Below are 21,964 nucleotides of genomic sequence, written 5' to 3' on the forward strand. Positions count from 1 at the left end.
ATTGAAAAGGTGCAGCCCTCTGGTTTAGTGTGGCCAGCAGGATTTGGCCCTGACCGGCCTTGCAGAATTATTGACAGTACGCGCGCCGATGCCGCGGTACTTTTTACTGATAGAGGATGCTCGAATGACTAACCTGACTCGTGCCGACTGGGAACAGCGCGCCAACACCCTGAAGATCGAAGGCCGTGCCTTTATTCATGGCGAATACCGGGCGGCGGTTTCCGGGGCGACCTTCGAGTGCATCAGCCCGGTGGACGGACGCATGCTGGTAGCGATCGCCAGTTGCGACCTGGCCGATGCCGAACTGGCGGTGCAGGATGCCCGCAAAACCTTCGATTCCGGCATCTGGTCGCGTCTGGCGCCCGTCGCGCGCAAGGCCGTGATGATCCGTTTCGCCGAGCTGATCGAGCAGCACGGCGAAGAGCTGGCGCTGCTGGAAACCCTCGACATGGGCAAGCCGATCAGCGACGCCCTGGGTATCGACGTCTCCAGTGCGGCCAACTCCATCCGCTGGAGCGGCGAGGCGATCGACAAGATCTACGACGAAGTGGCCGCCACGCCTCATGACCAGTTGGGCCTGGTGACCCGCGAGCCGATCGGCGTGGTCGCGGCCATCGTGCCGTGGAACTTCCCCCTGCTGATGAGCTGCTGGAAGCTCGGCCCGGCCCTGTCCACCGGCAATTCGGTGATCCTCAAGCCCTCGGAGAAATCGCCGCTGACCGCCATTCGCCTGGGGCAACTGGCCATTGAGGCCGGCATTCCGGCGGGCGTGCTCAATGTGCTGCCGGGTTACGGCCATACCGTCGGCAAGGCCCTGGCCCTGCACATGGACGTCGACACCCTGGTGTTCACCGGCTCGACCAAGATCGCCAAGCAACTGATGATCTACGCCGGCGAGTCGAACATGAAGCGTGTCTGGCTGGAAGCCGGCGGCAAGAGCCCGAACATCGTCTTCGCCGATGCGCCTGATCTGCAGGCCGCCGCCGAAGCAGCGGCCGGCGCCATCGCCTTCAACCAGGGCGAAGTCTGTACCGCCGGCTCGCGCCTGCTGGTGGAAAATTCGATCAAGGAGCGTTTCGTGCCGATGGTGGTCGAGGCGATCAAGAGCTGGAAGCCGGGCCACCCGCTGGACCCGGACACCAATGTCGGTGCGCTGGTCGACGTCACCCAGATGAACAATGTGCTGAGCTACATCCAGGCCGGTCATGACGACGGCGCCACCCTGGTGGCCGGTGGCAAGCGGGTGATGGAGGAGAGCGGCGGCACCTACGTCGAGCCGACCATCTTCGACGGGGTGAGCAATGCCATGCGCATCGCCCGCGAGGAAATCTTCGGCCCGGTGCTCTCGGTGATCGGCTTCGACTCGGCCGAGGAAGCGGTGCAGATCGCCAACGACACGCCCTACGGCTTGGCCGCGGCGGTATGGACCAGCAATCTGTCCAAGGCCCACCTGACCGCCAAGGCGCTGCGTGCCGGCAGCGTCTGGGTCAACCAGTACGACGGCGGCGACATGACCGCACCGTTCGGCGGCTTCAAGCAGTCCGGCAACGGCCGTGACAAGTCGCTGCATGCCTTCGACAAGTACACCGAGTTGAAGGCCACCTGGATCAAGCTGTAACGTCGATAAGCGACAGGCGGGTAACCGCCTGAAGGTCCGCCCTTCGGGGCCGGTTCTTGATGAACCACACCTGCGGCCGGGTTTCCTTGGGAAACCCGGCCGTTTTGTTTTGTTCCGGGCCACGACATAAAGGAGTCTGGCAATGCGTTGGGGTACCTATTTCGCGGTCTGTGCAGCGGTCATCAGCATCGGCCTGGCCCTTGGGGTGACCATGCCGTTGGTGTCGCTGCGCCTGGAGGGCTGGGGCTACGACTCTTTCGCCATCGGCGTGATGGCGGCGACCCCGGCGGTGGGCATCTTGCTCGGCGCGTCCCTGGCGGGTCGGCTGGCGGCGTACTTCGGCACCACCCGGCTGATGCAGCTGTGTCTGCTGGTCGGCGCCCTGTCCGTGGGGCTGCTGGCGCTGATGCAGAGCTATGCGGTGTGGCTGCTGTTGCGCCTGCTGATCGGCGTGGCGCTGACCGTGGTGTTCATCCTCGGCGAAAGCTGGATCAACCAACTGGCCGTGGAGAAATGGCGCGGCCGCCTGGTCGCCCTGTATGGCACCGGCTATGCGTTGAGCCAACTGTGCGGGCCGTTGCTGCTGACCGCGTTGGGCACCGCCACCGACCAGGGTTTCTGGGCCGGCGTCGGCCTGTTGATCGGCGGCTCGCTGCTCCTGCTGGGGCGCACGGGCGCGCCGCGGGTGGACGCCCATAGCGCCTCGGGCCGCGGTCTGCCGGCGTTCTGCCGCAAGTTGCCGGCCATCGCCTGGGCGGTGATGCTGTTCGCCGGCTTCGAGGCGATGATGCTGACGTTGCTGCCGATCTACGGCCTGCGTCAGGGCTTCACCCAGGAGGTGGCGCTGTTCATGGTCAGCGTGGTGGTGGTCGGCGACGCCGCCCTGCAACTGCCGATCGGTTTGCTCGCGGACCGCATGTCGCGGCGCAGCCTGTTCCGCGGGTGCGGGGTGATTCTGCTGCTGTCTAGTCTGGCGCTGCCGCTGCTGCTGCATACGGCGTTGATCTGGCCGCTGCTGGTGCTGTTCGGCGCCAGCGCCGGCGGGCTGTTCACCCTGTCGCTGATCCTGATCGGCGAGCGCTACCGCGACGATGAGCTGGTGCGCGCCAATGCCCATGTCGCGCAACTCTGGGGCATCGGCTGCCTGGTCGGCCCGCTGGCCACCGGTGCGGCCAGCCAGTGGGTCAGCGGCCATGCGTTGCCGTTGTTGATGGCGCTGGGGGCGGCGGTGTTCGTGGTGCTGGCCTGGCGTGGCCAGGGCGGCGATGACCAGTTTGGTACGGCCGCGCCCGCGCGCGGCGACTAACAGACCGTTGAAAAACTACCTACGTTGCCCCTCTTGATGAAAGAGAGGGGCGTTAAAAACGGCCTCGCGTGCGAGCCCAGTCCGTTTTGACTCGCTTCGCTCGCCCTGCGGGCCAGCCTACGGCTGTTACTCCGCTGCGCTGCGTTTCGGCCATTTTTGTGGGGCCGCCTAGGCATTGTCTTGGCTGCCTCGCCTACATTTTTCAACGGCCTGCTAGTCCAGCTCCGCCAGCAGTTCGGCGACGCTCTCGCCGACCCAGCGGATCGCCTGTTCGATCTCTGCGCTGGGCTTGGCCGCGTAGTTGATGCGCAGGCAGTTGCGGTACTTGCCGGCGGCGGAAAAGATGCTGCCCGGGGCGATCTGCACCTGGTGCGGGCGCAGCATTCGGTTCAGGCGTTGGCTGTCGAAGCCCGGGTCGAGCTCGACCCAGAGCATGAAGCCGCCGCGCGGCTGGCTGACCCGGGTGCCGGGCGGGAAATAACGGCTGACCCAGTCGACCATCTGCTCCAGGCCGCGGGCGTACTGGCTGCGCATGCGCCGCAGGTGCGGCTGGTAGTGGCCGGCCTCGAGGTATTCGACCAGGGCCAGCTGCGGCAACTGTGCGGTCATCCCGGTGCCGATGTACTTGAGGTGCAGCACCTGCTGCAGATAGCGGCCCGGGGCGATCCAGCCGATGCGCAGGCCGGGCGCCAGGGTCTTGGAAAAGGAGCTGCAGAACAGCACGCGGCCATCCTCGTCATAGGACTTGATGCTGCGCGGACGCGGGTAGCTGTAGGCCAGTTCGCCGTAGACGTCGTCCTCGATGATCGCCACGTCGTAGCGTTGCGCCAGGGCCAGCAGGGCGCGCTTGTTGGCCTCCGGCATGATGTAGCCGAGCGGATTGTTGCAGTTCGGGGTGAGCTGGATGGCCTTGATCGGCCATTGCTCCAGGGCCAGCTCCAGGGCTTCCAGGCTGATCCCGGTGAGCGGGTCGGTGGGCAGTTCCAGGGCCTTCATGCCGAACCCTTTCAGCGCCTGCATGACCCCGTGAAAGCTCGGCGAGTCCACCGCGACTATGTCGCCCGGCGCGCAGACCGCGCAGATGGCCGCCGACAGCGCCTCGTGGCAGCCGGTGGTGATGACGATGTCCTGGCCGGGGATCCGGCAGCCGCAGTCGAGCATCAGGCGCGACAGCTGCTCGCGCAGGCCCGGATCGCCCTGCAAGCAGCCATAGCTCAGTTCCTTGAGTTCCTGGCGGCGGCTCAGGCGCGACAGGGTGCGCAGCAGCGGCTTCAGGGTCGGGCTGCTGATGTCCGGCATGCCGCGGCCCAGCTGAATCACCTCGCCGCCCGGCGGGACGCTGATCAGCTCGAGCACCTGATCCCATTGCGAGACATCCACCGGCCGTTGCGCCGCGCGACTGACCATCGGCAGTGCCGGTTTTGCTCGAGTGAGCGGCACGAAATAGCCGGACTTCGGCCGCGGCGTGGCCAGGCCCTGGTCTTCCAGGTGGCGGTAGGCCTGTTGCACCGTGCTCAGGCTGACGCCGTGCTCGAGGCTGAGGGCGCGCACCGAGGGCAGGCGCTCGCCTGGGCGGTACAGGCCTTGCTCGATGCGGGCGCCGAGCTGGTCGGCCAGGTTGACGTAGAGGGTCATTACAGTTGCCCTGATTCTTGAGCGTTAATAAGGTAAGCAATACAGATACCGCATAAATCCACGATTCAGCGGCTTCAAAGCGCCATCTGTATGTAGTTAATAAGATAATTTTGAATCTGTCATGCCTTTTGTCCGGCGTTCATCATGATCTCCCAGAGTGCTTTCGAGCAGGAGAAAGGTGATGAACGGGCTTGGCGATGCAAGGCTGACAGTGGAGATGAATGAGCCGGTGAGCAGCCGTCCGGCGCCCGTGGCGGGTGAGTCGCGCTGGCTGCTGTTCTGGCGCCGGCTGGGTACCCGCCGGGCGCTGCTCAGGCTGACCGATGCGCAGTTGCGCGATATCGGCCTGACCCGGGTAGAGGCCAACCACGAAGCCTTGCGGCCGATCTGGACGCTGTGGAAGCCCTGAGAGGTTGTGAGCGCCTACTGCGACCGCCTCCAGACACCCGCTGTTCCGACCGATAGCCTCGCGCAATCCGCGCTCCGTGTTACTCGCCGCAGGCAGTGCACCAGGGGGCACCGGCGCGGTACAAAAGCTGGCGGGTTGTCGCTGCGCTCCGAAGCCGCCCTACGGTCTGGGGCAATCCGAGATCTGGAACAATCCACGATCCGTAGGGTGTTACTCGCCGCAGGCAGTGCACCGGGGGGGGCACCGGCGCGGTACAAAAGCTGGCAGGTTGTCGCGGCGCTCCGATAGGAGCGTCGCTCGGACCGCGATGCGTTCAGTACGGCCCAGAGGGACTTATCGGCCGCGCCTACAGCAGCTCCTTTAGGCGGTGCCAGAGCATGCCCAGGGCCAGCAACGGCGAGCGCAGGTGCTTGCCGCCGGGGAAGGTCATGTGCGGCACCCGGGCGAACAGGTCGAAGCCCTGGCTGGCCTGGCCGGCGATGGCCTCGGCCAGCAGCTTGCCGGCCAGGTGGGTGGCGTTGACGCCGTGGCCGGAGTAGGCCTGGGCATAGTAGACGTTGGCTTGCTGCTTGAGCCGGCCGATCTGCGGCAGGCGGTTGGCGCCGATGCCGATCATCCCGCCCCACTGGTAGTCGATCTTCACCTCCTGCAGATGGGGGAACACGGCCAGCATTTTCGGCCGCATGTAGCCGGCGATGTCCGCCGGATCGCGGCCCGAATAGTGGCAGGCACCACCGAACAGCAGGCGCCGGTCGGCGGACAGGCGGTAGTAGTCGAGGGCCACGCGCTGGTCGCACAGCGCCATGTTCTGCGGAATGATCGCGTGGGCTTGGGCCTCGGACAGCGGCTCGGTGGCGATGACGTAGCTGCCGGCCGGCAGCACCTTGCCGCCCAGGGTCGGGTTCAGCCCGCCCAGGTAGGCGTTGCAGCCGAGCACCAGGTGAGCCGCGCGCACCACGCCCAGGGCGGTGTGCACCCTGATCTGCGGGCCGTAGTCGATGCGGCTGACCGGCGAATCCTCGAACAGCTGCACACCCAATGATTGAGCCGCGGCGGCTTCGCCCAGGGCCAGGTTGAGCGGGTGCAGGTGGCCGGAGCCCATGTCGACCAGGCCGCCGACGTAGCGGTCGGAGCCCACCACCTCGTGCATCTGCTCCGCCTGCAACAGGCGCAGCTCATGGCGGTAGCCGAGACCCTGCAGCTCCGCCTTCTCGGCGGCGAAGGCGTCGAGGTGGCCGGGCTTGTTGGCCAGGTCGCAATAGCCCCAGGTCAGGTCGCAGTCGATGCTGAACTGCGCGATCCGGCGGCGGACGATTTCCACGGCTTCCAGGCCCATCAACTTGAGCTCGCGCACGCCGTCGGCACCGATCACCGATTCGAACTGCTCGACGCCATGGCCGACCCCGCGAATCAGCTGGCCACCGTTGCGCCCGCTGGCACCCCAGCCGATCTTGTGCGCCTCCAGCAGCACCACCGAGAAGCCTTTCTGCGCCAGTTCGATGGCCGTGTTCAGCCCGGAAAAACCGCCGCCGACGATGCACACATCGGCGCTGAGCTCCCCGTGTAGCGGCGGGTAGGTCAGTTGTCGATTGACGCTGGCGGCGTAGTAGGACGCGGCGTGTTGGGTGTTGTGGACCGGTTGGTGAACGCGGGCGTTCATGTGTGAAATCCTGTTTGTTATGTTTGGAAATTTTTACGCAGGATAAGCGCGGGCTCTGCTCGCCGCCAAGTGGGGGCGGCAAAAAACTCGACTTCCATCGGGATAATCGGCCATTCGCCGGCAATCGACGGCGAGCGGGGTTAAGATGCGCGGAATTTCCACAGGACACTAGCGATGAGTTGCACCAGCCGCAGGATCGATCAGCTGCGCTTGCAGATTCCACGTTTCGACTGCGTGCCCGGTTGTCACGACTGCTGCGGACCGGTCACCGCCTCGTCCGAGGAGATGGCCCGCCTGCCGGTGAAAAGCGACGCCGCACATGACGCCGCGCTGGCCGAGCTGAACTGTGTGCACCTCGGCCCGCAGGGCTGCGAGGTCTACGAGCAGCGGCCGTTGATCTGTCGCCTGTTCGGCACCAGCAAGAGCCTGCCCTGTCCCCATGGTCGCGGGCCGGAGACGCCGATCGAGGCGCAGGTCGAGCGACAGGTGCACCGGCTGATCGCCACGACCCGTCAGGTGTTGGTGTAGGGCAGCGGCAAGTCGTAAGCCGTAAGCTGCAAGCAAGCGCGAACAGCTTGCAGCTTGCGTCACTCCGCAATGGGTAGCGCCAGCGATTCCTTGACCTCTTCCATGACGATATAGCTCTTCGATTCGCGCACGTGCGGCAGTTTGAGCAGGATGTCGCCGAGCAGCTTGCGGTAGCTGGCCATCTCGTTGATCCGCGCCTTGACCAGGTAATCGAAATCGCCGGAGACCAGGTGGCACTCCAGCACATGCGGCAGCTTGAGCACGGCGCGGCGGAACTCCTCGAAGGTGTCGCCGGACTTGTAATCCAGGCTGATCTCGACGAACACCAGCAGGCTGGCCTTGAGGTACTGCGGGTTGAGGCGGGCGTGGTAGCCCATGATGATGCCTTCGCGCTCCAGGCGCCGCACCCGCTCGGTGCAGGGCGTGGTCGACAGGCCGACCCGTTCGCCCAGTTCGGTGAAGGAGATGCGTCCGTCTTCCTGCAGGAAGCGCAGGATATTGCGGTCGATCTTGTCCAGTTCGCGACGGCTCTGGTGCTGGGTGCGCATGGGGGATGCCCCTCCGTAGAAGCGGTTTTCGCCAAGAATTCTCGCCAAATATAGTCCTATATATAGTGAAAAGCACTGGCTAATGCTCCATATACTGCGCACATCAACGCTCAAGATAAAAAACGCCAGCGCATAGTCGCGGCGAGGAGATGACGATGCGGGTTCTGGTGCTTGGTAGTGGTGTGGTGGGTGTGGCCAGTGCGTATTACCTGGCGCGCCAGGGCTTCGAAGTGGTGGTGGTAGACCGTCAGGACGGTCCCGCCATGGAAACCAGTTGCGCCAACGCCGGCCAGGTCTCCCCGGGTTATGCCTCGCCCTGGGCGGCGCCGGGCGTGCCGCTGAAAGCCATCAAGTGGCTGCTGCAAAAGCACGCGCCACTGGCGCTCAAGTTCACCGCCGATATCGACCAGTACCTGTGGATGGCGCAGATGCTGCGCAACTGCACCGCCAGCCGTTACGCGGTGAACAAGGAGCGCATGGTGCGCCTGTCCGAGTACAGCCGCGATTGCCTCGACGAACTGCGTGCCGAGACCGGCATCGGCTACGAAGGCCGCCGCCTGGGCACTACCCAGCTGTTCCGCACCCAGGCGCAAGTGGACAACGCGGCCAAGGACATCGCCGTGCTCAAGCAGTCCGGGGTGCCCTTCGAGTTGCTCGACCGTGACGGCATCGCCCGCGTCGAACCGGCCCTGGCCGGAGTCAAGCACAAGCTGGCCGGCGCCCTGCGCCTGCCCAACGACCAGACCGGCGACTGCCAGATGTTCACCCTCAAACTGGCCGAGATGGCCAAGCAATTGGGCGTCGAATTCCGCTTCGGCCAGACCATCGAGCGCCTGGATGTTGCCGGCGACCGGGTCAATGGCGTCTGGATCGACGGCAAGCTGGAAACCGCCGATCGCTACGTGCTGGCGCTGGGCAGCTACAGCACGCAACTGCTCAAACCGCTGGGGATTCGCGCGCCTATCTACCCGCTCAAGGGCTATTCGCTGACCGCGGCTATTACCAATGGCGACCTGGCGCCGACCTCGACCATTCTCGATGAGACCTACAAGGTCGCCATCACCCGCTTCGACAATCGTATCCGGGTCGGCGGCATGGCCGAGATCGCCGGTTTCGACCTGAGCCTGAATTCGAAGCGCCGCGCGACCCTGGAGATGGTCGCCGGCGACCTCTACCCGCAAGGAGGCGACTTCAAGCAGGGGGAATTCTGGACCGGCCTGCGCCCGGCCACCCCGGACGGCACGCCGATCGTCGGCGCCACCGGTTTGCGCAATCTGTTCCTCAATACCGGTCACGGCACGCTGGGCTGGACCATGGCCTGCGGTTCCGGTCGTTTTCTCGCCGATCTGATGGCCTCGAAGCGCCCGCAGATCAGCGCCGAGGGTCTGAATATCTTCCGTTACAGCAACTCCAAGGAGTTTTCCAAGCATGTCAGTCCAGCGCCTGCGCACTGAAAACCGTTACAGCGAAATCAACATCCACAACGGCACGGTCTACCTGGCCGGGCAGTTGGCCGATGATTACAGCGGCGACATCGTGCAGCAGACCCGCGAGACCCTGGCCAATATCGACCTGATGCTGGCCGAGGCCAGCAGCGACAAGTCGCGCATCCTCTCGGTGACCATCTACCTCAAGGACATGGCCCGCGACTACGCCGGCCTCAATCAGGTATGGGACGCGTGGGTCGCACCCGGCGCCGCGCCCGGTCGCGCCTGCGTCGAGGCGGCGATGTATACGCCCGAGGTGTTGGTCGAGATGATGGTGGTGGCGGCCGTTTAACAGGCCGTTGAAAAACTACCTGCGTTGCCCCTCTTGATAAAAGAGAGGGGCGTTAAAAACAGGCTCGGAATGCTCATTTACAACTCGTAAACTCGCGTGCGAGCCCAGTCCGCTTCCTCGCCTGTTTTTGCCTTGTCTCGGCTGCCTCGCCTACGTTTTTCAATGGCCTGTTAAGCCTGCGCCGCCGGTTTGAGTTGGCTCTTGCCCGGCTGCCCCGCCGGGCTTTTTTAATCTGCGATCCGCAGGCCGTGCGCCGGATTGCGCCGAACAACGCGTCTACCCGGCCCACGGCCGATACTCGAGAAGACCATGCGTCCAGCCCGTGCCCTGATCGACCTGCAAGCCCTGCGTCACAATTATCAACTGGCCCGCGAAGTCACCGGCGCGCGGGCGCTCGCGGTGATCAAGGCCGATGCCTACGGGCATGGCGCCGTGCGCTGTGCGCAGGCTCTGCAGGAGCAGGCCGATGGTTTTGCCGTGGCCTGCATCGAGGAGGCGCTGCAACTGCGCGCGGCCGGCATTCGCGGACCCATTCTGCTGCTGGAAGGCTTCTTCGAGGCCGACGAGTTGGCGCTGATCGAACAGCATGACCTCTGGTGTGTGGTGCATGCGTTGTGGCAACTGGAAGCCATCGAGCGCTCGTCCGTGCGCAAGCCGCTGACCGTATGGCTCAAGCTGGACTCGGGCATGCACCGCGTCGGCCTGCCTCCGGCCGACTACCAGGCGGCCTATCGGCGCCTGCTGGCCAGCGGCAAGGTGGCGAAAATCGTCCTGATGAGCCACTTCGCCCGTGCCGACGAACTGGATTGTCCGCGTAGCACAGAGCAACTGGCGGTGTTCGAGCAGGCGCGGCAAGGCCTGGTGGCGGAGGTCAGCCTGCGTAATTCGCCGGCGGTGCTCGGCTGGCCCCAGCTTGACTATAGCGAGCGGCCGAGTGACTGGGTGCGTCCCGGCATCATGCTCTACGGCGCCACCCCGTTCGAGCAGGCGCAGGCCGTGGCGGCCCAGTTGCAGCCGGTCATGACCCTGGAATCGAAGATCATCAGCGTGCGCGAGCTGCCGGCCGACGAACCGGTCGGCTATGGCGCGCGCTTCGTCACCGAGCGGCCGACCCGGGTCGGCGTGGTCGCCATGGGCTATGCCGACGGCTACCCGCGGCATGCGCCGAGCGGCACGCCGGTGGCGATCGACGGCCAGCTCAGCCGGCTGATCGGCCGGGTGTCGATGGACATGCTCTGCGTCGATCTCAGCGACCTGCCGCAAGCCGGCCTCGGCAGCCGGGTCGAACTCTGGGGCAAGCAGGTCCTCGCCAGCGATGTGGCGAGCCGTGCCGAGACCATTGCCTACCAGCTGTTCTGCAATCTGCGCCGGGTGCCGCTGCTCTATTGCGGGGGTTGAGAGGAGGCTGGGCAGAATCTGCGATCAAGGTGTTGTAAATACCGAACGCTGTTGCCATGATACGGACACTTTTTCCGTATCTTCCCGAGGGGGACTCCAGCATTGGACGTCGGTGTTCGACTGCAATCCATTCGCAAACTCAAGGGCCTGTCCCAGCGTGAACTCGCCAAGCGGGCCGGCGTCACCAACAGCACCATCTCGATGATCGAGAAGAACAGCGTGAGCCCCTCGATCAGTTCGCTGAAAAAGGTGCTGGCGGGGATTCCCATGTCGTTGGTTGAGTTCTTCTCCCAGGACGCGGAGCCGGACAACTACACCCAGGTGGTGTATCGCGCGGCCGAGCTCACCGATATCCACAGTGGCGCGATCAGCATGAAGCTGGTGGGCAAGACCCACCCGAATCGCGCCATCACCCTGCTCGACGAGACCTATCCGGCCGGCTCCGATACCGGCGACGAGATGTACACCCATGAGGGCGAGGAAACCGGCTTGCTGGTGGAGGGTCGCATCGAACTGACCGTCGGCGCAGAGGTGTTCGTCCTCGAGCCGGGCGACAGTTACTACTTCGAGAGCAGCAAGCCGCACCGCTTCCGCAATCCCTTCGATCAGCCGGCCCGGCTGATCAGCGCCACCACGCCGGCGAATTTTTAAACGGCAGCTTGCAGCCAATAACCCTGCGACAATCTGGGTTGTTTCCGCTTGGCAGGCTTCCCGTTATACTGTCGCCCGCTCGCGAAACCGTGGCCGCGGGCGTGACTAGCCACGATGAGGGTGTACCGTGAATCTGATTAAGAAAATGCTGGTAGCGCCGGCTGCCGTCTTGGCCCTGTGGGCAGTGACTGCTCAGGCCACGACCGATGAGGCCATCGCCGAGCGCCTGAAGCCGGTGGGTGAAGTCTGCATCATGGGTGAAGAATGCAAGGGCGTCGGCGCAGTGGCGGTTGCCGCTGGCGGTGCCGCACGTACTGCCGATGACATCGTTGCCAAGCACTGTGGCGCGTGCCATACCGCTGGCGTGCTCGGCGCGCCGAAGATTGGTGATAGCGCTGCCTGGAAAGCGCGTGCCGATGCGGCGGGTGGCCTTGACGGTATCCTCGCTACGGCCATTTCCGGCATCAACTCGATGCCGCCGAAGGGCACCTGCGGCGACTGCTCGGATGACGAGCTGCGTGCCGCCATCGAGAAGATGTCCGGCCTCTAAGCGCAGACGCTGTAAGAAAACCGCCCTCGGGCGGTTTTTTTGTTTTTCCGTGCCGCGTTAGCGTTTCCATTCGCCGCCGTGGGTCCACACTGCTATGCAGATGGCGGCGCGGCATTGCGTACCGTCGATTTCGAGTCAGCCACTCACCCTGCAGGGCATTGGATGCACAAGCGCTGTTCCATCGAGCAAGCGGTCGACCAGGTCCTCGACCAACTCGACGGCCCCATCCGGCTCGGCCTGCCCCTGGGCTTGGGCAAGCCCAATCAGTGGGTAAATGCGCTCTATGCGCGGATCAAGCAATTGCCCGAGCGCCAATTGGTGATCTATACCGCGCTGTGCCTGGGCCGGCCGCCTCTCGGTTCGGGGCTGTCGCGGCGCTTTCTCGAGCCCTTCGTCGAGCGCGTGTATGGCGACTATCCGGAGCTGGATTTTCTCGCCGACCTGCACCGTGACCGCTTACCGGCCAACGTGCGCGTCGAGCAGTTCTTCCTGCAGCCGGGCAGCCTGCTCGACAGCACCACGACCCAGCAGAACTACATCAGCAGCAATTACAGCCACGTTGCCCGCGACCTGAATGACAAGGGCCTGAATCTGATCGCCCACCTGGTCGCCCAGGACCCGCAGCGCCCGGAGCATTTCAGCCTCAGCTGCAACCCGGATATCTCCCTGGATCTGCTGCCGCTGCTGGAGCGGCGCCGCGCCGCCGGCGAAACCATTCTGTGCCTGGCCCAGGTGCATCGGGCATTGCCCTACATGGCAGGCACCGCCGAAGTGCCGCGCGCCACCTTCGACCTGCAGCTGCTGGAAGAAGACTGCAGCACACTGTTTTCCACGCCGAACATGCCGGTGACGCTGCAGGACCACTGCATCGGTCTGCAGGCCGGCGCGCTGGTGCGCGACGGCGGCACCCTGCAGATCGGCATCGGCGCCATGGGCGATGCATTGACCGCCGCCTTGCTCGCGCGGCAGGCGGATAACGCGGCCTACCGGGCGACGCTGGACGAACTGCGTTGCACCCGCCATTGGGCCGCCGAGATCGACCAGGATGGCGGTCTGCAGCCCTTTGCCGAGGGCCTCTACGGTTGCAGTGAAATGTTCGTCAACGGCCTGCTGGTCCTGGCCGATGCGGGCATCCTGCGCCGTGCGGTGTATCCCGAAACGCGCCTGCAGCAGCTGGCCAATGGCGGGGCCCTGGATGAGCAGGGCATAGCGCGCAGCGTGCAGGCCCTGCTCGATGCCGGCCTGACGCCGCAGCTCGACGCCGCTACGCTGCGTTGGTTGCAGGACTGCGGCGTGCTGGCCGAGTCGATCGGCTGGGAGGAGGGGCGTTTGTTGCTGCCCGGTGGTGAGCCGCTTTGCGCCGATCTGCGTGACCCGCATAGCCAGGCCGGCTTGCAGCCTTATCTCGGCGCGGCGCTTGGCGGCGTGGTACTGCACGGCGGCTTCTTTCTCGGCCCGCAAGCCTTCTATAAGCGCCTGCGCGAGCTGAGCGCGGAGCGCCTGGCCCGCTTCGCCATGACCGGCATCGGCTTCATCAACGAATTGCACGGCGACGAAACGCTCAAGCGCCTGCAGCGCCGCGATGCGCGCTTTATCAACACGGCCTTCACCATGACCCTGATGGGCGCCGGAGTCGCCGACCAGTTGGAAGATGGTCGGGTGCTCAGCGGCGTCGGTGGGCAATACAACTTCGTCGCCCAGGGCCATGCGCTGCTCGGGGCACGCTCGATTCTGCTGCTGCGCAGTTGGCGCGAAGCTGACGGCAAGGTCCGCTCGAACCTGGTCTGGGACTACGGCCATGTGACCATTCCGCGGCACCTGCGCGATATGGTGGTGACCGAGTACGGCATCGCCGACCTGCGCGGCAAGACCGATGCCGGGGTGATCGAGGCGCTGCTCAAGATCAGCGATTCGCGCTTTCAGCCCGGGCTGATCGAGCAGGCCCAGCGGGCCGGCAAACTGCCCAAGGATTTCCGCCTCGATGCGTGCTTCGCCGACAACCGTCCCGAGCGTTTGCAGGCGGTACAAGCGCGGCACCCGGCGCTGTTCGAGAGCTTGCCCCTGGGCAGCGATTTCACTCGGGTCGAGCGCGAGCTGTTGCCCGCGCTGAGTTGGCTCAAGCGCCGGTTGAAAGTCGCCCATGCCCTGGAACTGGCTGCGGCGCTGATCCGCACACCGGCACCGGCGGCATACGCCGCCCATCTTCAGCGTATGGCCCTGGCGCAGCCGCGGCGCTTGGTCGAGAAGCTCTATCGGCGCCTGCTGTTGGCGGCCCTGGGCGCAACTGCCGGTGCTAATCGAGAAAGCTGACCCACCCATTGCTCAGGGAGCTGATACGCGCCAGGGACTCGACCCGGTAGCCTTGGGCGTCCAGCTCGGCGCGGCCGCTCTGGAAGGATTTCTCGATCACCACGCCAATCCCGGCGATGCTCGCGCCGGCCTGCTGGATCAGGTCGATCAGCGCCTGGGCGGCATGGCCGTTGGCGAGGAAATCGTCGATCAGCAGCACATGGTCGCTGGCCGTCAGGTGCTTGGCGGAGATGGCGATGGTGCTTTCGGTCTGCTTGGTGAAGGAGAACACCTTGGAGATATACAGGTCGTCCTTGAGCGTCAGCGACTGGTACTTGCGCGCGAAGATCACCGGCACGCCCAGTTCCAGGCCGGCCATGATCGCCGGGGCGATGCCCGAGGCCTCGATGGTGACGATCTTGCTGATGCCCTGGCCGGCGAAGCGTTGGGCGAATTCATGGCCGATCTGTTGCATCAGGGCTGGATCGATCTGGTGGTTGAGAAAGGCATCGACCTTGAGCACCTGCTCGGACAGCACGATGCCGTCCTGGCGAATCTTCTGTTTCAGCGCTTCCACGCGGTTGTCCTCGCTGTTTAGTGATCTCTCGTAGCCCGGATTGCATCCGGGCTACGCCAAGCACTCGGTTATTTTTTATGGCCTGCCATCCCTGGCGGCCACCCTGCGGGCCGTCGCTGCGCGACGTTAAAAATAGCTCCCGGCTATTTTTTCAGCATCGCCCGCATCGCCGCTAAGGCATCGTTGCCACGGGCGGCCTTGACCTCCACCGGGGCTTCATCATGGCCTTCCCACTGCAGGTCCTCGGGCGGCAGCTCGTCGAGAAAGCGGCTCGGCGAACAGTCGATGATCTCGCCGTACTGCTTGCGCTTGGCGGCGAAGGTCATGGTCAGGTTGCGCTTGGCGCGGGTGATGCCGACATAGGCCAGACGCCGCTCTTCCTCGACGGTGTCGGCCTCGATGCTGGAGCGGTGCGGGAGGATCTCCTCCTCCACGCCGAGGATATAGACCGAGGGGTATTCCAGGCCCTTGGAGGCGTGCAGGGTCATCATCTGCACGCCTTCGGCGCCTTCCTCTTCCTCCTGCTGGCGTTCCAGCATGTCGCGCAGCACCAGCTTGCCTATGGCATCCTCGATGGTCATCTCGCCGTCTTCGTCGCGCTCCAGCGTGTTCTTCAGCGCCTCGACCAGGAACCAGACGTTGCCCATGCGCGCATCGGCGACCTTGTCGCTGGAGGCGTTCTGCCGCAGCCAGTTCTCGTAGTCGATGTCCATGACCATGCTGCGGATAGCCGCGATCGGGTCGTTCTGCGCGCACTCCTGGCGCACCCGGTCCATCCACCTGGTAAAGCGCGCCAGGCGTTCGGTGAAGCGCGCATCCAGGTGCTCACCCAGGCCCATCTCGCCGGCGGCGGCGTACATGCTGATCTTGCGCTCGGTGGAGTAGTTGCCGAGCTTTTCCAGGGTGGTGGAGCCGATTTCGCGGCGCGGCACGTTGATCACCCGCAGGAAGGCGTTGTCGTCGTCCGGGTTGACCAGCAGGCGGAAGTAGCTCATCAGGTCCTTCACCTCCTGGCGGGCGAAGAAGCTGGTGCCGCCGCTCAGGCGATAGGGGATCTGGTGGTGCTGCAGCTTCAGCTCCATCAGCTTGGCCTGGTAGTTGCCGCGATAGAGGATGGCGTAGTCGCTGTAGGGTCGCTCGGTGCGCAGGTGTTCGGTGAGGATCTCCAGGGCCACCCGCTCGCACTCGGCGTCTTCGTTCTTGCAGCGGATCACGCGGATCTCGTCGCCCATGCCCATCTCGCTCCACAACTGCTTCTCGAAAGCATGGGGGTTGTTGGCGATCAGCACGTTGGCGCACTTGAGGATGCGGCTGGTGGAGCGGTAGTTCTGCTCCAGCATCACCACCTTCAGCGAGGGATAATCCTCCTTCAGCAGCATCAGGTTTTCCGGGCGGGCGCCGCGCCAGGCGTAGATCGACTGGTCGTCGTCGCCGACCACGGTGAACTGGTTGCGCATGCCCACCAGCAGCTTGACCAGCAGGTACTGGCTGGCGTTGGTGTCCTGGTATTCGTCGACCAGCAGGTAGCGGATGCGGTTCTGCCATTTTTCCAGGATGTCCGGGTGCTCCTGGAACAACTTCACCGGCATCAGGATCAGGTCGTCGAAATCCACCGCGTTGTACGCCTTGAGCGTGCGCTGGTAGTGCAGGTAGACGATCGCCGCGGTCTGTTCCTTGGGGTTGCGCGATTCGGCCAGGGCCTGCTCGGGCAGGATCAGTTCGTTCTTCCAGTTGCCGATGTAGTTCTTGATCTCGTCGGCGCCGTCGTCCCCGGCGTATTCCTTCTGCATGATGTCGCTGAGCAGCGCCTTGATATCGCCCTCGTCGAAAATCGAGAAGCCCGGCTTGTAGCCCATCGCCGCGTATTCCTTGCGGATGATGTTCATGCCCAGGTTGTGGAAGGTCGAGACGGTCAGGCCGCGGCCCTCGGCGCCCTTGAGCAGGCTGCCGACCCGTTCCTTCATTTCCCGCGCGGCCTTGTTGGTGAAGGTCATGGCGACGATATGCCGCGCCTGGATGCCACAGTTCTGCACCAAGTGGGCTATCTTGCGCGTGATCACGCTGGTCTTGCCGGAGCCTGCGCCGGCGAGCACCAAAAGAGGGCCGCCGACGTAGTTCACGGCGTCCTGCTGCCGGGGGTTCAGTCGGGACATTGCATGGATCGTCTGGGTGAGTGGGCGCGCATTTTAGCAGGCCCTGAGTTTTGTGCCTGAATCCTCTGCCATTGTGCGATGGGGGGCGTGCTGGCAGTAGGCCAGGCTTGGTTATTTCGTGTAATCCAGTACTCTGGCGCCGCTTGTCAGTTTTTTGTCTTTAATGCAGGATGCGCGACAGTAGCACTCGGATGTGCCTGATTAGAAGTCGATTTCGGCGTAGTTGGTGGTGTTCCGCCGACTCTCTTTGAGGCCTGGGGAGGTTGATTGTCCGCGCTCGACGAACCCTTGCGGTTGGTGCTGCTGGCTGAAACGCCGGAGTGGCTCGAGCTATTGCGCGAGCGGCTGGCCGCCTTGGGCAGTGTCTTCCCGCTGATTACCGCGCCCACTTGGGCGGCGGCCAGCAGCCTGTTCGATAGCCGGATCAATGGCCTGCTGCTGACCACGGAGGCGCACCGGCCCGCGGCTGGGATCTGTCCGCTACCGATCATCTTGCTGCTTGAGGAAGAGCCTGCCGAAGCGCCTGCGGGGGTCTGCGACTGGCTGGTGCGTGACGGCCTGACCGTCGATGTGCTGCGGCGCTGTCTGCGTTATGTGTGCGAGCAGGGCCGTCTGCAGGAAACCCTGCAGCGCCTGGGCGAGCAGGATGCGCTGACCGGCATCGCCAATCGACAGGGTTTTCAGACCCTGCTCGCCGCCCGTCTGGCCGAATGCCAGGGGCAAGGCCTGGCGCTCGCCCACCTCGACCTGGACAACTTCCGCCACGCCAACGATGCCCTCGGCCATCAGGCCGGCGACCTCCTGATCCGGCAAGTGGTGACGCGGCTCAAGGCGCAGTTGCAGGGCGGGGATCAGATCGCCCGCCTGGGCAGCGATGAGTTTGCCCTGCTGCTCGATGTGCGCAGCGATCCGCAGCGTGCAGCGCGCCTGGCCGAACGCATTACCGAAGCCCTGGCCGAACCCTACTGGGTCAACGGCGAAAGCCTGTTGATCGGTTGCAGCATTGGCCTGGCCTACGCCCGCGACGAGGGGGGCGCCGACCCGCTGATGTGGCATGCGCATATCGCCATGCAGCAGGCCAAGAACCAGCAAGGCTGCACCTTCCACATCTTCGACGAACGGATCAATCGCGGCGCGCGCAGCCAGGCCGAGCTGGAAAGTGAGCTGCGGCGGGCGCTGCGGCGCGACGAATTGGAACTGCATTATCAGCCGCGGCTGTGTCTGCAGACGGGGCGCATTGTCGGCCTGGAAGCGCTGGTGCGCTGGCAGCACCGCGAGCGTGGTCTGCTGGCGCCGAACGAATTCGTGCCGCTGGCCGAGGAAAGCGGGTTGATCGTGCCGCTCGGCTACTGGGTGATCTCCCGGGCCCTGCGCGATATGCAATGGCTGCGCGGCCGCGGTCTGCCGGCATTGCACATGGCGGTCAACCTGTCGTTCCGTCAGTTCCAGGACAGCCAGCTGTTGTCGACCCTCAGCCGCTTGATCGCAGAGCGTGGCGTCGATGCGCGCTGGCTGGAGTTCGAGCTTACCGAGACCGCCGTGATGCGCCGCAGCGACCAGGTGCAGCAGACCATGCTGGCGCTCGGGCGCCTGGGCGTGCGCTTTTCCCTGGACGACTTCGGCACGGGTTTCTCCTCCTTCGTCCACCTCAGCAGCCTGCCGATTGCCCTGTTGAAAATCGACAAGAGCTTTGTCGGCGACATGGACCAGCGTCCGGAGAACCGTCAGTTGGTACGGGCGATGATCAATCTGGCCCACAACCTCAATCTGCAGGTGGTCGGCGAAGGGGTGGAAAACGCCGAGCAACTGGCCCTGCTGCGCGAGTTCGGCTGCGACCAGGTGCAGGGTTACCTGATCAGCAAGGCGATCCCGCTGAACGAGCTGGCGCGCTTCCTGGTGTTCGGCATGCGTCAGCCGCTGCTCGGCTTGCTCAAGCCCTGAACTCGCCTGTGCCGGACTCGCCGCCGGGCGCCGCTGCGTAGGGTGCGCTGCGCGCACCAGTTCCAGCCTTGGTGCGAAACGCTCCGGTGCGCGCAGCGCACCCTACGAGAGGCAGGCCTCTCCTTCCAGCTGCGACGGGCACAGCAGGCGCGTGCACTTCCATTCGAAGCCCAGGGTCAGGCCGATGGCCGCGCACGCCAGGCCGCTGGCCAGGCCCCACCACACCCCTTGCGCCCCCCAACCCAGCGCGAAGGCCAGGGTCCAGGCCAGTGGCGCGCCGATCAGCCAGTAGCAGCCGAGGCCGACGAAGAAGGTGGTCCGGGCGTCCTTGAGGCCGCGTATCGCACCCATGGCGATGGTCTGGATGCCGTCGAAGAACTCGAACCAGGCGGCAATCGCCAGCAGGGCAATGGCCAGGGTCGTCACCTCGGCGTAGGCCGGGTCGAGGCGGTCGAGAAACAGGCCCACCACCCACTGTGGCGCCAGCCAGAACAGCGCGGCGAAACCCAGCATGCAGCTGGCGCCGAGGCCGATACCCAGACGCCCGGCGCGTTGTGCGTCGAGCAAGCGGCCGGCGCCGAAGTGCTGGCCGATGCGGAAGGTCACCGAGTAGGAAATACCCACCGGCACCATAAAGGCCACGTACACCGACATGATCGCGATCTGATGCGCGGCCAGCTCGACGCTGCCCAGGGCACCCATGCACAGCGCGGCGAAGGCGAACAGGCCAGCCTCCACCGCGTAGGTGCCGCCAATCGGCAGGCCCAGGCGCAGCAGCTCCTTCAGCTCGCGCCAGTCCGGACGCAGCAGGCCGCGCCCCAGCGGGTAGCCGGTATAGGCGCTATGACGCAGCACGTGCCAGGCCAGCAGCAGCGCCATGACATTCATCACCAGCGCGGTGACCAGGCCGATGCCGGCCAGCCCCAGGTGCGGCAGGCCGAACCAGCCCTCGATCAATGCGTAGTTGAGCACCCCGTTGGCCAGCGCGCCGCCGATGCTGATGGTCATCACCGGGCCGGGGCGGCCGATAGCGCTGGTAAAGCCGCGCAGCGCCATGAAGGTCATATAGCCGGGCAGGGCGAAGATCAACGTGGCGAGAAACTGCGTGGCCCCGGCGACGTTCGCCGGCAGCTGGCCGAATTGCAGCAACGTCGGCTGCAGGTTCCACAAGCCCAGGCCGGCCAGCAAAGCCAGGCCCCAGCCCAGCCACAGGCCGTTCTGGGTCAGGCGGGTAACCCCCGCGGCATCCCCGGCGCCGTGACGAATGGCGACCAGGTTGCCGACCGCGGCGATCACCCCGACGCAGAAGATCGACACGAAGGAATAGCTGGCCGCCCCCAGGCCGCCGCCGGCCAGGGCTGCGGGACCGAGCAGGCCCATCATTACGGTGTCGGTAAAGACCATCAGCACATGCGCCAGTTGCGCGGCGATCAGTGGGCCGGCCAGGCGCAGAATCGCCCGCAGCTCGCTTCGAATGGGTTGCGTCATGATGAGTAGGGCTCAGTAATAAGGCTTGCCAGAGATTTGTCGGCAAGCAGAGAATGTGGCCATTCTCGGGAGATCGATTGACCGCCACAAAGGGAAAAAAGCGATGCCTGGCATGAGTACAACTCATGAGTACAGTTCATGAGTAAGAATCGCCGTCTGGCGCCGTTGTATGCCTTGCGCGCGTTCGAGGCTGCCGCCCGGCACGGCTCCTTCACCCGCGCGGCCGACGAACTGGCGATCAGCCAGAGCGCGGTGAGCCACCACGTACGCACCCTGGAGCAGCACTTCGCCTGCCGCCTGTTCGAGCGCCAGGGCCGCAACCTGCAACTGACCGAACCGGCGCGCCTGCTGCTGCCGGGTTTGCGCGACGGCTTCGATGCCCTGGAGCGCGCCTGCACCTCCCTGCGTGCGGACGATGCGGTGCTGCGCCTGAAGGCGCCCTCGACCCTGACCATGCGTTGGCTATTGGCTAGGTTGTCGCGCTTTCGTCTGCAGAACGCCGACATCGAGGTGCAACTGACCAGCGCCTGGATGGACGTGGACAAGGTGGATTTTCAGCGAGAGCCGTTCGATTGCGCGGTGTTGCTGGGCAACGGCGAGTTTCCGGATGAGTGGGGCAGCACGCTGCTGTTCGCCGAATGGCTGATCCCGGTCTGCGCGCCCGACGCGGCCCAGGGCGGGCCCTGGGATCTGGCCAGGCTGCAGGGCGCGGAACTGGTGCACCCGACCCCGGACCGGCGCGACTGGCGCCAGTGGCTACAGGCCATGGGCCTGGCCGAACAGGTGCCGCTCAAGGGCGGTCAGGTGTTCGACACCCTGGAGCTGGGCATGGTCGCCGCCGCCCGCGGTTACGGCGTGTCGATTGGCGATCTGGTGCTGGTCGCCGAAGACGTCGCCCAGGGCCGCCTCGGCCTGCCTTGGCCCTGCGCGGTGCCCAGCGGCTGCAGCTACTACCTGGTCTGGCCCAAGGCGCGGCGCGGCCAGGAGCGCTATCTACGCTTGCGCGACTACCTGGTCGGCGAAGTGGCGGCGATGCAGTTGCCGCAGGTGCGGCGGGTCGCTTGAGGCGCTATTGAACGGGCGATGCCCCGGTTGGGCGGCGTTCCCTTTGTAGGGCGGCTTCGGAGCGCAGCGACAACCCGCCAGCTTTTGTGCCGAGAGGATGCACCCATGGTGCACTGCCTGCGGCGAGTGCACCCTACGGATTGTGGATTACCCCAGATCAGGCGGTCCGGGCGGCGTTCCTACAGAAAACATCAGCACCCATATAACCAATGACATACGGGTTGTTTGATAAGAGATCCCCCGTCGTCCAGACGCCGCGCTGTCGCGCAGCAAACGGGGGGCAATCGTGTCTGTCGGCTTGTGGGTACCTGTAGGAGCGGCTTCAGCCGCGAAGCTTTGCTGTGCCACGAAGAATTCGCGGCTAAAGCC

The 21,964-nt window shown here is 65.0% G+C and carries 19 protein-coding genes; 12 read left to right on the forward strand and 7 right to left on the reverse strand.

Annotated elements, in window-relative coordinates:
* Positions 1-124: 124 nt before the first annotated feature.
* Entirely contained in the window at positions 125-1,618 is a 1,494-nt protein-coding gene (locus tag ABZE94_RS01690; protein WP_372873800.1) for an aldehyde dehydrogenase, read from the forward strand.
* A gap of 142 nt (positions 1,619-1,760) precedes the next feature.
* Positions 1,761-2,924 (forward strand): MFS transporter, encoded by a 1,164-nt coding sequence (locus ABZE94_RS01695; protein ID WP_372873801.1) that lies wholly within the window; start codon positions 1,761-1,763, stop codon positions 2,922-2,924.
* 213 nt (positions 2,925-3,137) lie between these two features.
* Here the strand turns inward: ABZE94_RS01695 and ABZE94_RS01700 are convergent, their stop codons facing one another.
* Positions 3,138-4,559, reverse strand: coding sequence for a PLP-dependent aminotransferase family protein (locus ABZE94_RS01700; RefSeq protein ID WP_372873802.1), 1,422 nt, complete (start codon positions 4,557-4,559; stop codon positions 3,138-3,140).
* 181 nt (positions 4,560-4,740) lie between these two features.
* On the opposite strand from ABZE94_RS01700, the gene ABZE94_RS01705 reads away from it, so the two are divergent.
* The gene (locus ABZE94_RS01705) at positions 4,741-4,968 is read left to right on the forward strand and encodes a DUF1127 domain-containing protein (protein WP_372873803.1); all 228 of its coding nucleotides are present in this window, start codon (positions 4,741-4,743) and stop codon (positions 4,966-4,968) included.
* A 346-nt stretch (positions 4,969-5,314) separates the two neighbouring features.
* On the opposite strand, the gene ABZE94_RS01710 is transcribed toward ABZE94_RS01705, so the two are convergent.
* Complete coding sequence (locus tag ABZE94_RS01710) at positions 5,315-6,628, reverse strand: NAD(P)/FAD-dependent oxidoreductase (RefSeq protein ID WP_372873804.1); 1,314 nt, start codon at positions 6,626-6,628, stop codon at positions 5,315-5,317.
* Between the two features lie 174 nt (positions 6,629-6,802).
* Here ABZE94_RS01710 and ABZE94_RS01715 point away from each other — a divergent pair, with 174 nt between their 5' ends.
* The gene (locus tag ABZE94_RS01715) at positions 6,803-7,156 is read left to right on the forward strand and encodes a YkgJ family cysteine cluster protein (protein ID WP_372873805.1); all 354 of its coding nucleotides are present in this window, start codon (positions 6,803-6,805) and stop codon (positions 7,154-7,156) included.
* A 59-nt stretch (positions 7,157-7,215) separates the two neighbouring features.
* Here ABZE94_RS01715 and ABZE94_RS01720 read toward each other — a convergent pair whose 3' ends face one another.
* Positions 7,216-7,704 (reverse strand): Lrp/AsnC ligand binding domain-containing protein, encoded by a 489-nt coding sequence (locus ABZE94_RS01720; protein ID WP_079203848.1) that lies wholly within the window; start codon positions 7,702-7,704, stop codon positions 7,216-7,218.
* A gap of 155 nt (positions 7,705-7,859) precedes the next feature.
* Between ABZE94_RS01720 and dadA the strand changes: the two genes are divergently transcribed.
* From dadA to ABZE94_RS01750, 6 genes are all read left to right on the forward strand, one after another.
* Positions 7,860-9,158: a D-amino acid dehydrogenase gene (gene dadA, locus ABZE94_RS01725; RefSeq protein ID WP_372873806.1), complete on the forward strand. Its 1,299-nt coding sequence runs from the start codon at positions 7,860-7,862 to the stop codon at positions 9,156-9,158.
* A complete protein-coding gene (locus tag ABZE94_RS01730) occupies positions 9,133-9,483 on the forward strand; it encodes a RidA family protein (protein ID WP_372873807.1) in 351 nt (116 codons plus the stop codon). Before dadA ends, ABZE94_RS01730 begins: the two co-directional genes overlap by 26 nt.
* Positions 9,484-9,792: 309 nt before the next feature.
* A complete protein-coding gene (gene alr / locus ABZE94_RS01735; protein ID WP_372873808.1) occupies positions 9,793-10,881 on the forward strand; it encodes an alanine racemase in 1,089 nt (362 codons plus the stop codon).
* Positions 10,882-10,983: 102 nt separating this feature from the next.
* On the forward strand, positions 10,984-11,532 hold the full coding sequence (locus ABZE94_RS01740; protein WP_372873809.1) for a cupin domain-containing protein: 549 nt from the start codon (positions 10,984-10,986) through the stop codon (positions 11,530-11,532).
* A gap of 127 nt (positions 11,533-11,659) precedes the next feature.
* Positions 11,660-12,082 (forward strand): cytochrome c5 family protein, encoded by a 423-nt coding sequence (locus ABZE94_RS01745; protein ID WP_372873810.1) that lies wholly within the window; start codon positions 11,660-11,662, stop codon positions 12,080-12,082.
* 162 nt (positions 12,083-12,244) lie between these two features.
* Positions 12,245-14,392 carry an acetyl-CoA hydrolase/transferase C-terminal domain-containing protein gene (locus ABZE94_RS01750; protein WP_372873811.1) on the forward strand — a complete coding sequence of 716 codons (2,148 nt, stop codon included), beginning with the start codon at positions 12,245-12,247 and terminating at the stop codon, positions 14,390-14,392.
* On the opposite strand, the gene ABZE94_RS01755 is transcribed toward ABZE94_RS01750, so the two are convergent.
* On the reverse strand, positions 14,376-14,948 hold the full coding sequence (locus ABZE94_RS01755; protein ID WP_372873812.1) for a xanthine phosphoribosyltransferase: 573 nt from the start codon (positions 14,946-14,948) through the stop codon (positions 14,376-14,378). The genes ABZE94_RS01750 and ABZE94_RS01755 overlap by 17 nt on opposite strands.
* A gap of 143 nt (positions 14,949-15,091) precedes the next feature.
* A complete protein-coding gene (gene rep / locus ABZE94_RS01760) occupies positions 15,092-17,101 on the reverse strand; it encodes a DNA helicase Rep (protein WP_372873813.1) in 2,010 nt (669 codons plus the stop codon).
* A gap of 267 nt (positions 17,102-17,368) precedes the next feature.
* Between rep and ABZE94_RS01765 the strand changes: the two genes are divergently transcribed.
* The gene (locus ABZE94_RS01765) at positions 17,369-19,042 is read left to right on the forward strand and encodes a putative bifunctional diguanylate cyclase/phosphodiesterase (RefSeq protein ID WP_372873814.1); all 1,674 of its coding nucleotides are present in this window, start codon (positions 17,369-17,371) and stop codon (positions 19,040-19,042) included.
* A 102-nt stretch (positions 19,043-19,144) separates the two neighbouring features.
* Here the strand turns inward: ABZE94_RS01765 and ABZE94_RS01770 are convergent, their stop codons facing one another.
* A complete protein-coding gene (locus ABZE94_RS01770; protein ID WP_372873815.1) occupies positions 19,145-20,530 on the reverse strand; it encodes a NorM family multidrug efflux MATE transporter in 1,386 nt (461 codons plus the stop codon).
* A 138-nt stretch (positions 20,531-20,668) separates the two neighbouring features.
* On the opposite strand from ABZE94_RS01770, the gene ABZE94_RS01775 reads away from it, so the two are divergent.
* The gene (locus tag ABZE94_RS01775; protein ID WP_372873816.1) at positions 20,669-21,595 is read left to right on the forward strand and encodes a LysR substrate-binding domain-containing protein; all 927 of its coding nucleotides are present in this window, start codon (positions 20,669-20,671) and stop codon (positions 21,593-21,595) included.
* 147 nt (positions 21,596-21,742) lie between these two features.
* On the opposite strand, the gene ABZE94_RS01780 is transcribed toward ABZE94_RS01775, so the two are convergent.
* Positions 21,743-21,964: hypothetical protein (locus ABZE94_RS01780; protein ID WP_372873817.1), on the reverse strand; the 222-nt coding region annotated here is incomplete at its 5' end.

The sequence above is a fragment of the Pseudomonas sp. genome, assembly GCF_041601375.1.
Classification (GTDB): domain Bacteria; phylum Pseudomonadota; class Gammaproteobacteria; order Pseudomonadales; family Pseudomonadaceae; genus Aquipseudomonas.

What these genes read in the sequence shown, in the direction of transcription:
- ABZE94_RS01690 (WP_372873800.1), top strand. Translation starts at nt 125, where the DNA reads ATGACTAACCTGACTCGTGCCGACTGGGAACAGCGCGCCAACACCCTG.
- ABZE94_RS01695 (WP_372873801.1), top strand. Translation starts at nt 1,761, where the DNA reads ATGCGTTGGGGTACCTATTTCGCGGTCTGTGCAGCGGTCATCAGCATC.
- ABZE94_RS01700 (WP_372873802.1), bottom strand. Translation starts at nt 4,559, where the DNA reads ATGACCCTCTACGTCAACCTGGCCGACCAGCTCGGCGCCCGCATCGAG.
- ABZE94_RS01705 (WP_372873803.1), top strand. Translation starts at nt 4,741, where the DNA reads ATGAACGGGCTTGGCGATGCAAGGCTGACAGTGGAGATGAATGAGCCG.
- ABZE94_RS01710 (WP_372873804.1), bottom strand. Translation starts at nt 6,628, where the DNA reads ATGAACGCCCGCGTTCACCAACCGGTCCACAACACCCAACACGCCGCG.
- ABZE94_RS01715 (WP_372873805.1), top strand. Translation starts at nt 6,803, where the DNA reads ATGAGTTGCACCAGCCGCAGGATCGATCAGCTGCGCTTGCAGATTCCA.
- ABZE94_RS01720 (WP_079203848.1), bottom strand. Translation starts at nt 7,704, where the DNA reads ATGCGCACCCAGCACCAGAGCCGTCGCGAACTGGACAAGATCGACCGC.
- dadA (WP_372873806.1), top strand. Translation starts at nt 7,860, where the DNA reads ATGCGGGTTCTGGTGCTTGGTAGTGGTGTGGTGGGTGTGGCCAGTGCG.
- ABZE94_RS01730 (WP_372873807.1), top strand. Translation starts at nt 9,133, where the DNA reads ATGTCAGTCCAGCGCCTGCGCACTGAAAACCGTTACAGCGAAATCAAC.
- alr (WP_372873808.1), top strand. Translation starts at nt 9,793, where the DNA reads ATGCGTCCAGCCCGTGCCCTGATCGACCTGCAAGCCCTGCGTCACAAT.
- ABZE94_RS01750 (WP_372873811.1), top strand. Translation starts at nt 12,245, where the DNA reads ATGCACAAGCGCTGTTCCATCGAGCAAGCGGTCGACCAGGTCCTCGAC.
- rep (WP_372873813.1), bottom strand. Translation starts at nt 17,101, where the DNA reads ATGTCCCGACTGAACCCCCGGCAGCAGGACGCCGTGAACTACGTCGGC.
- ABZE94_RS01770 (WP_372873815.1), bottom strand. Translation starts at nt 20,530, where the DNA reads ATGACGCAACCCATTCGAAGCGAGCTGCGGGCGATTCTGCGCCTGGCC.
- ABZE94_RS01775 (WP_372873816.1), top strand. Translation starts at nt 20,669, where the DNA reads ATGAGTAAGAATCGCCGTCTGGCGCCGTTGTATGCCTTGCGCGCGTTC.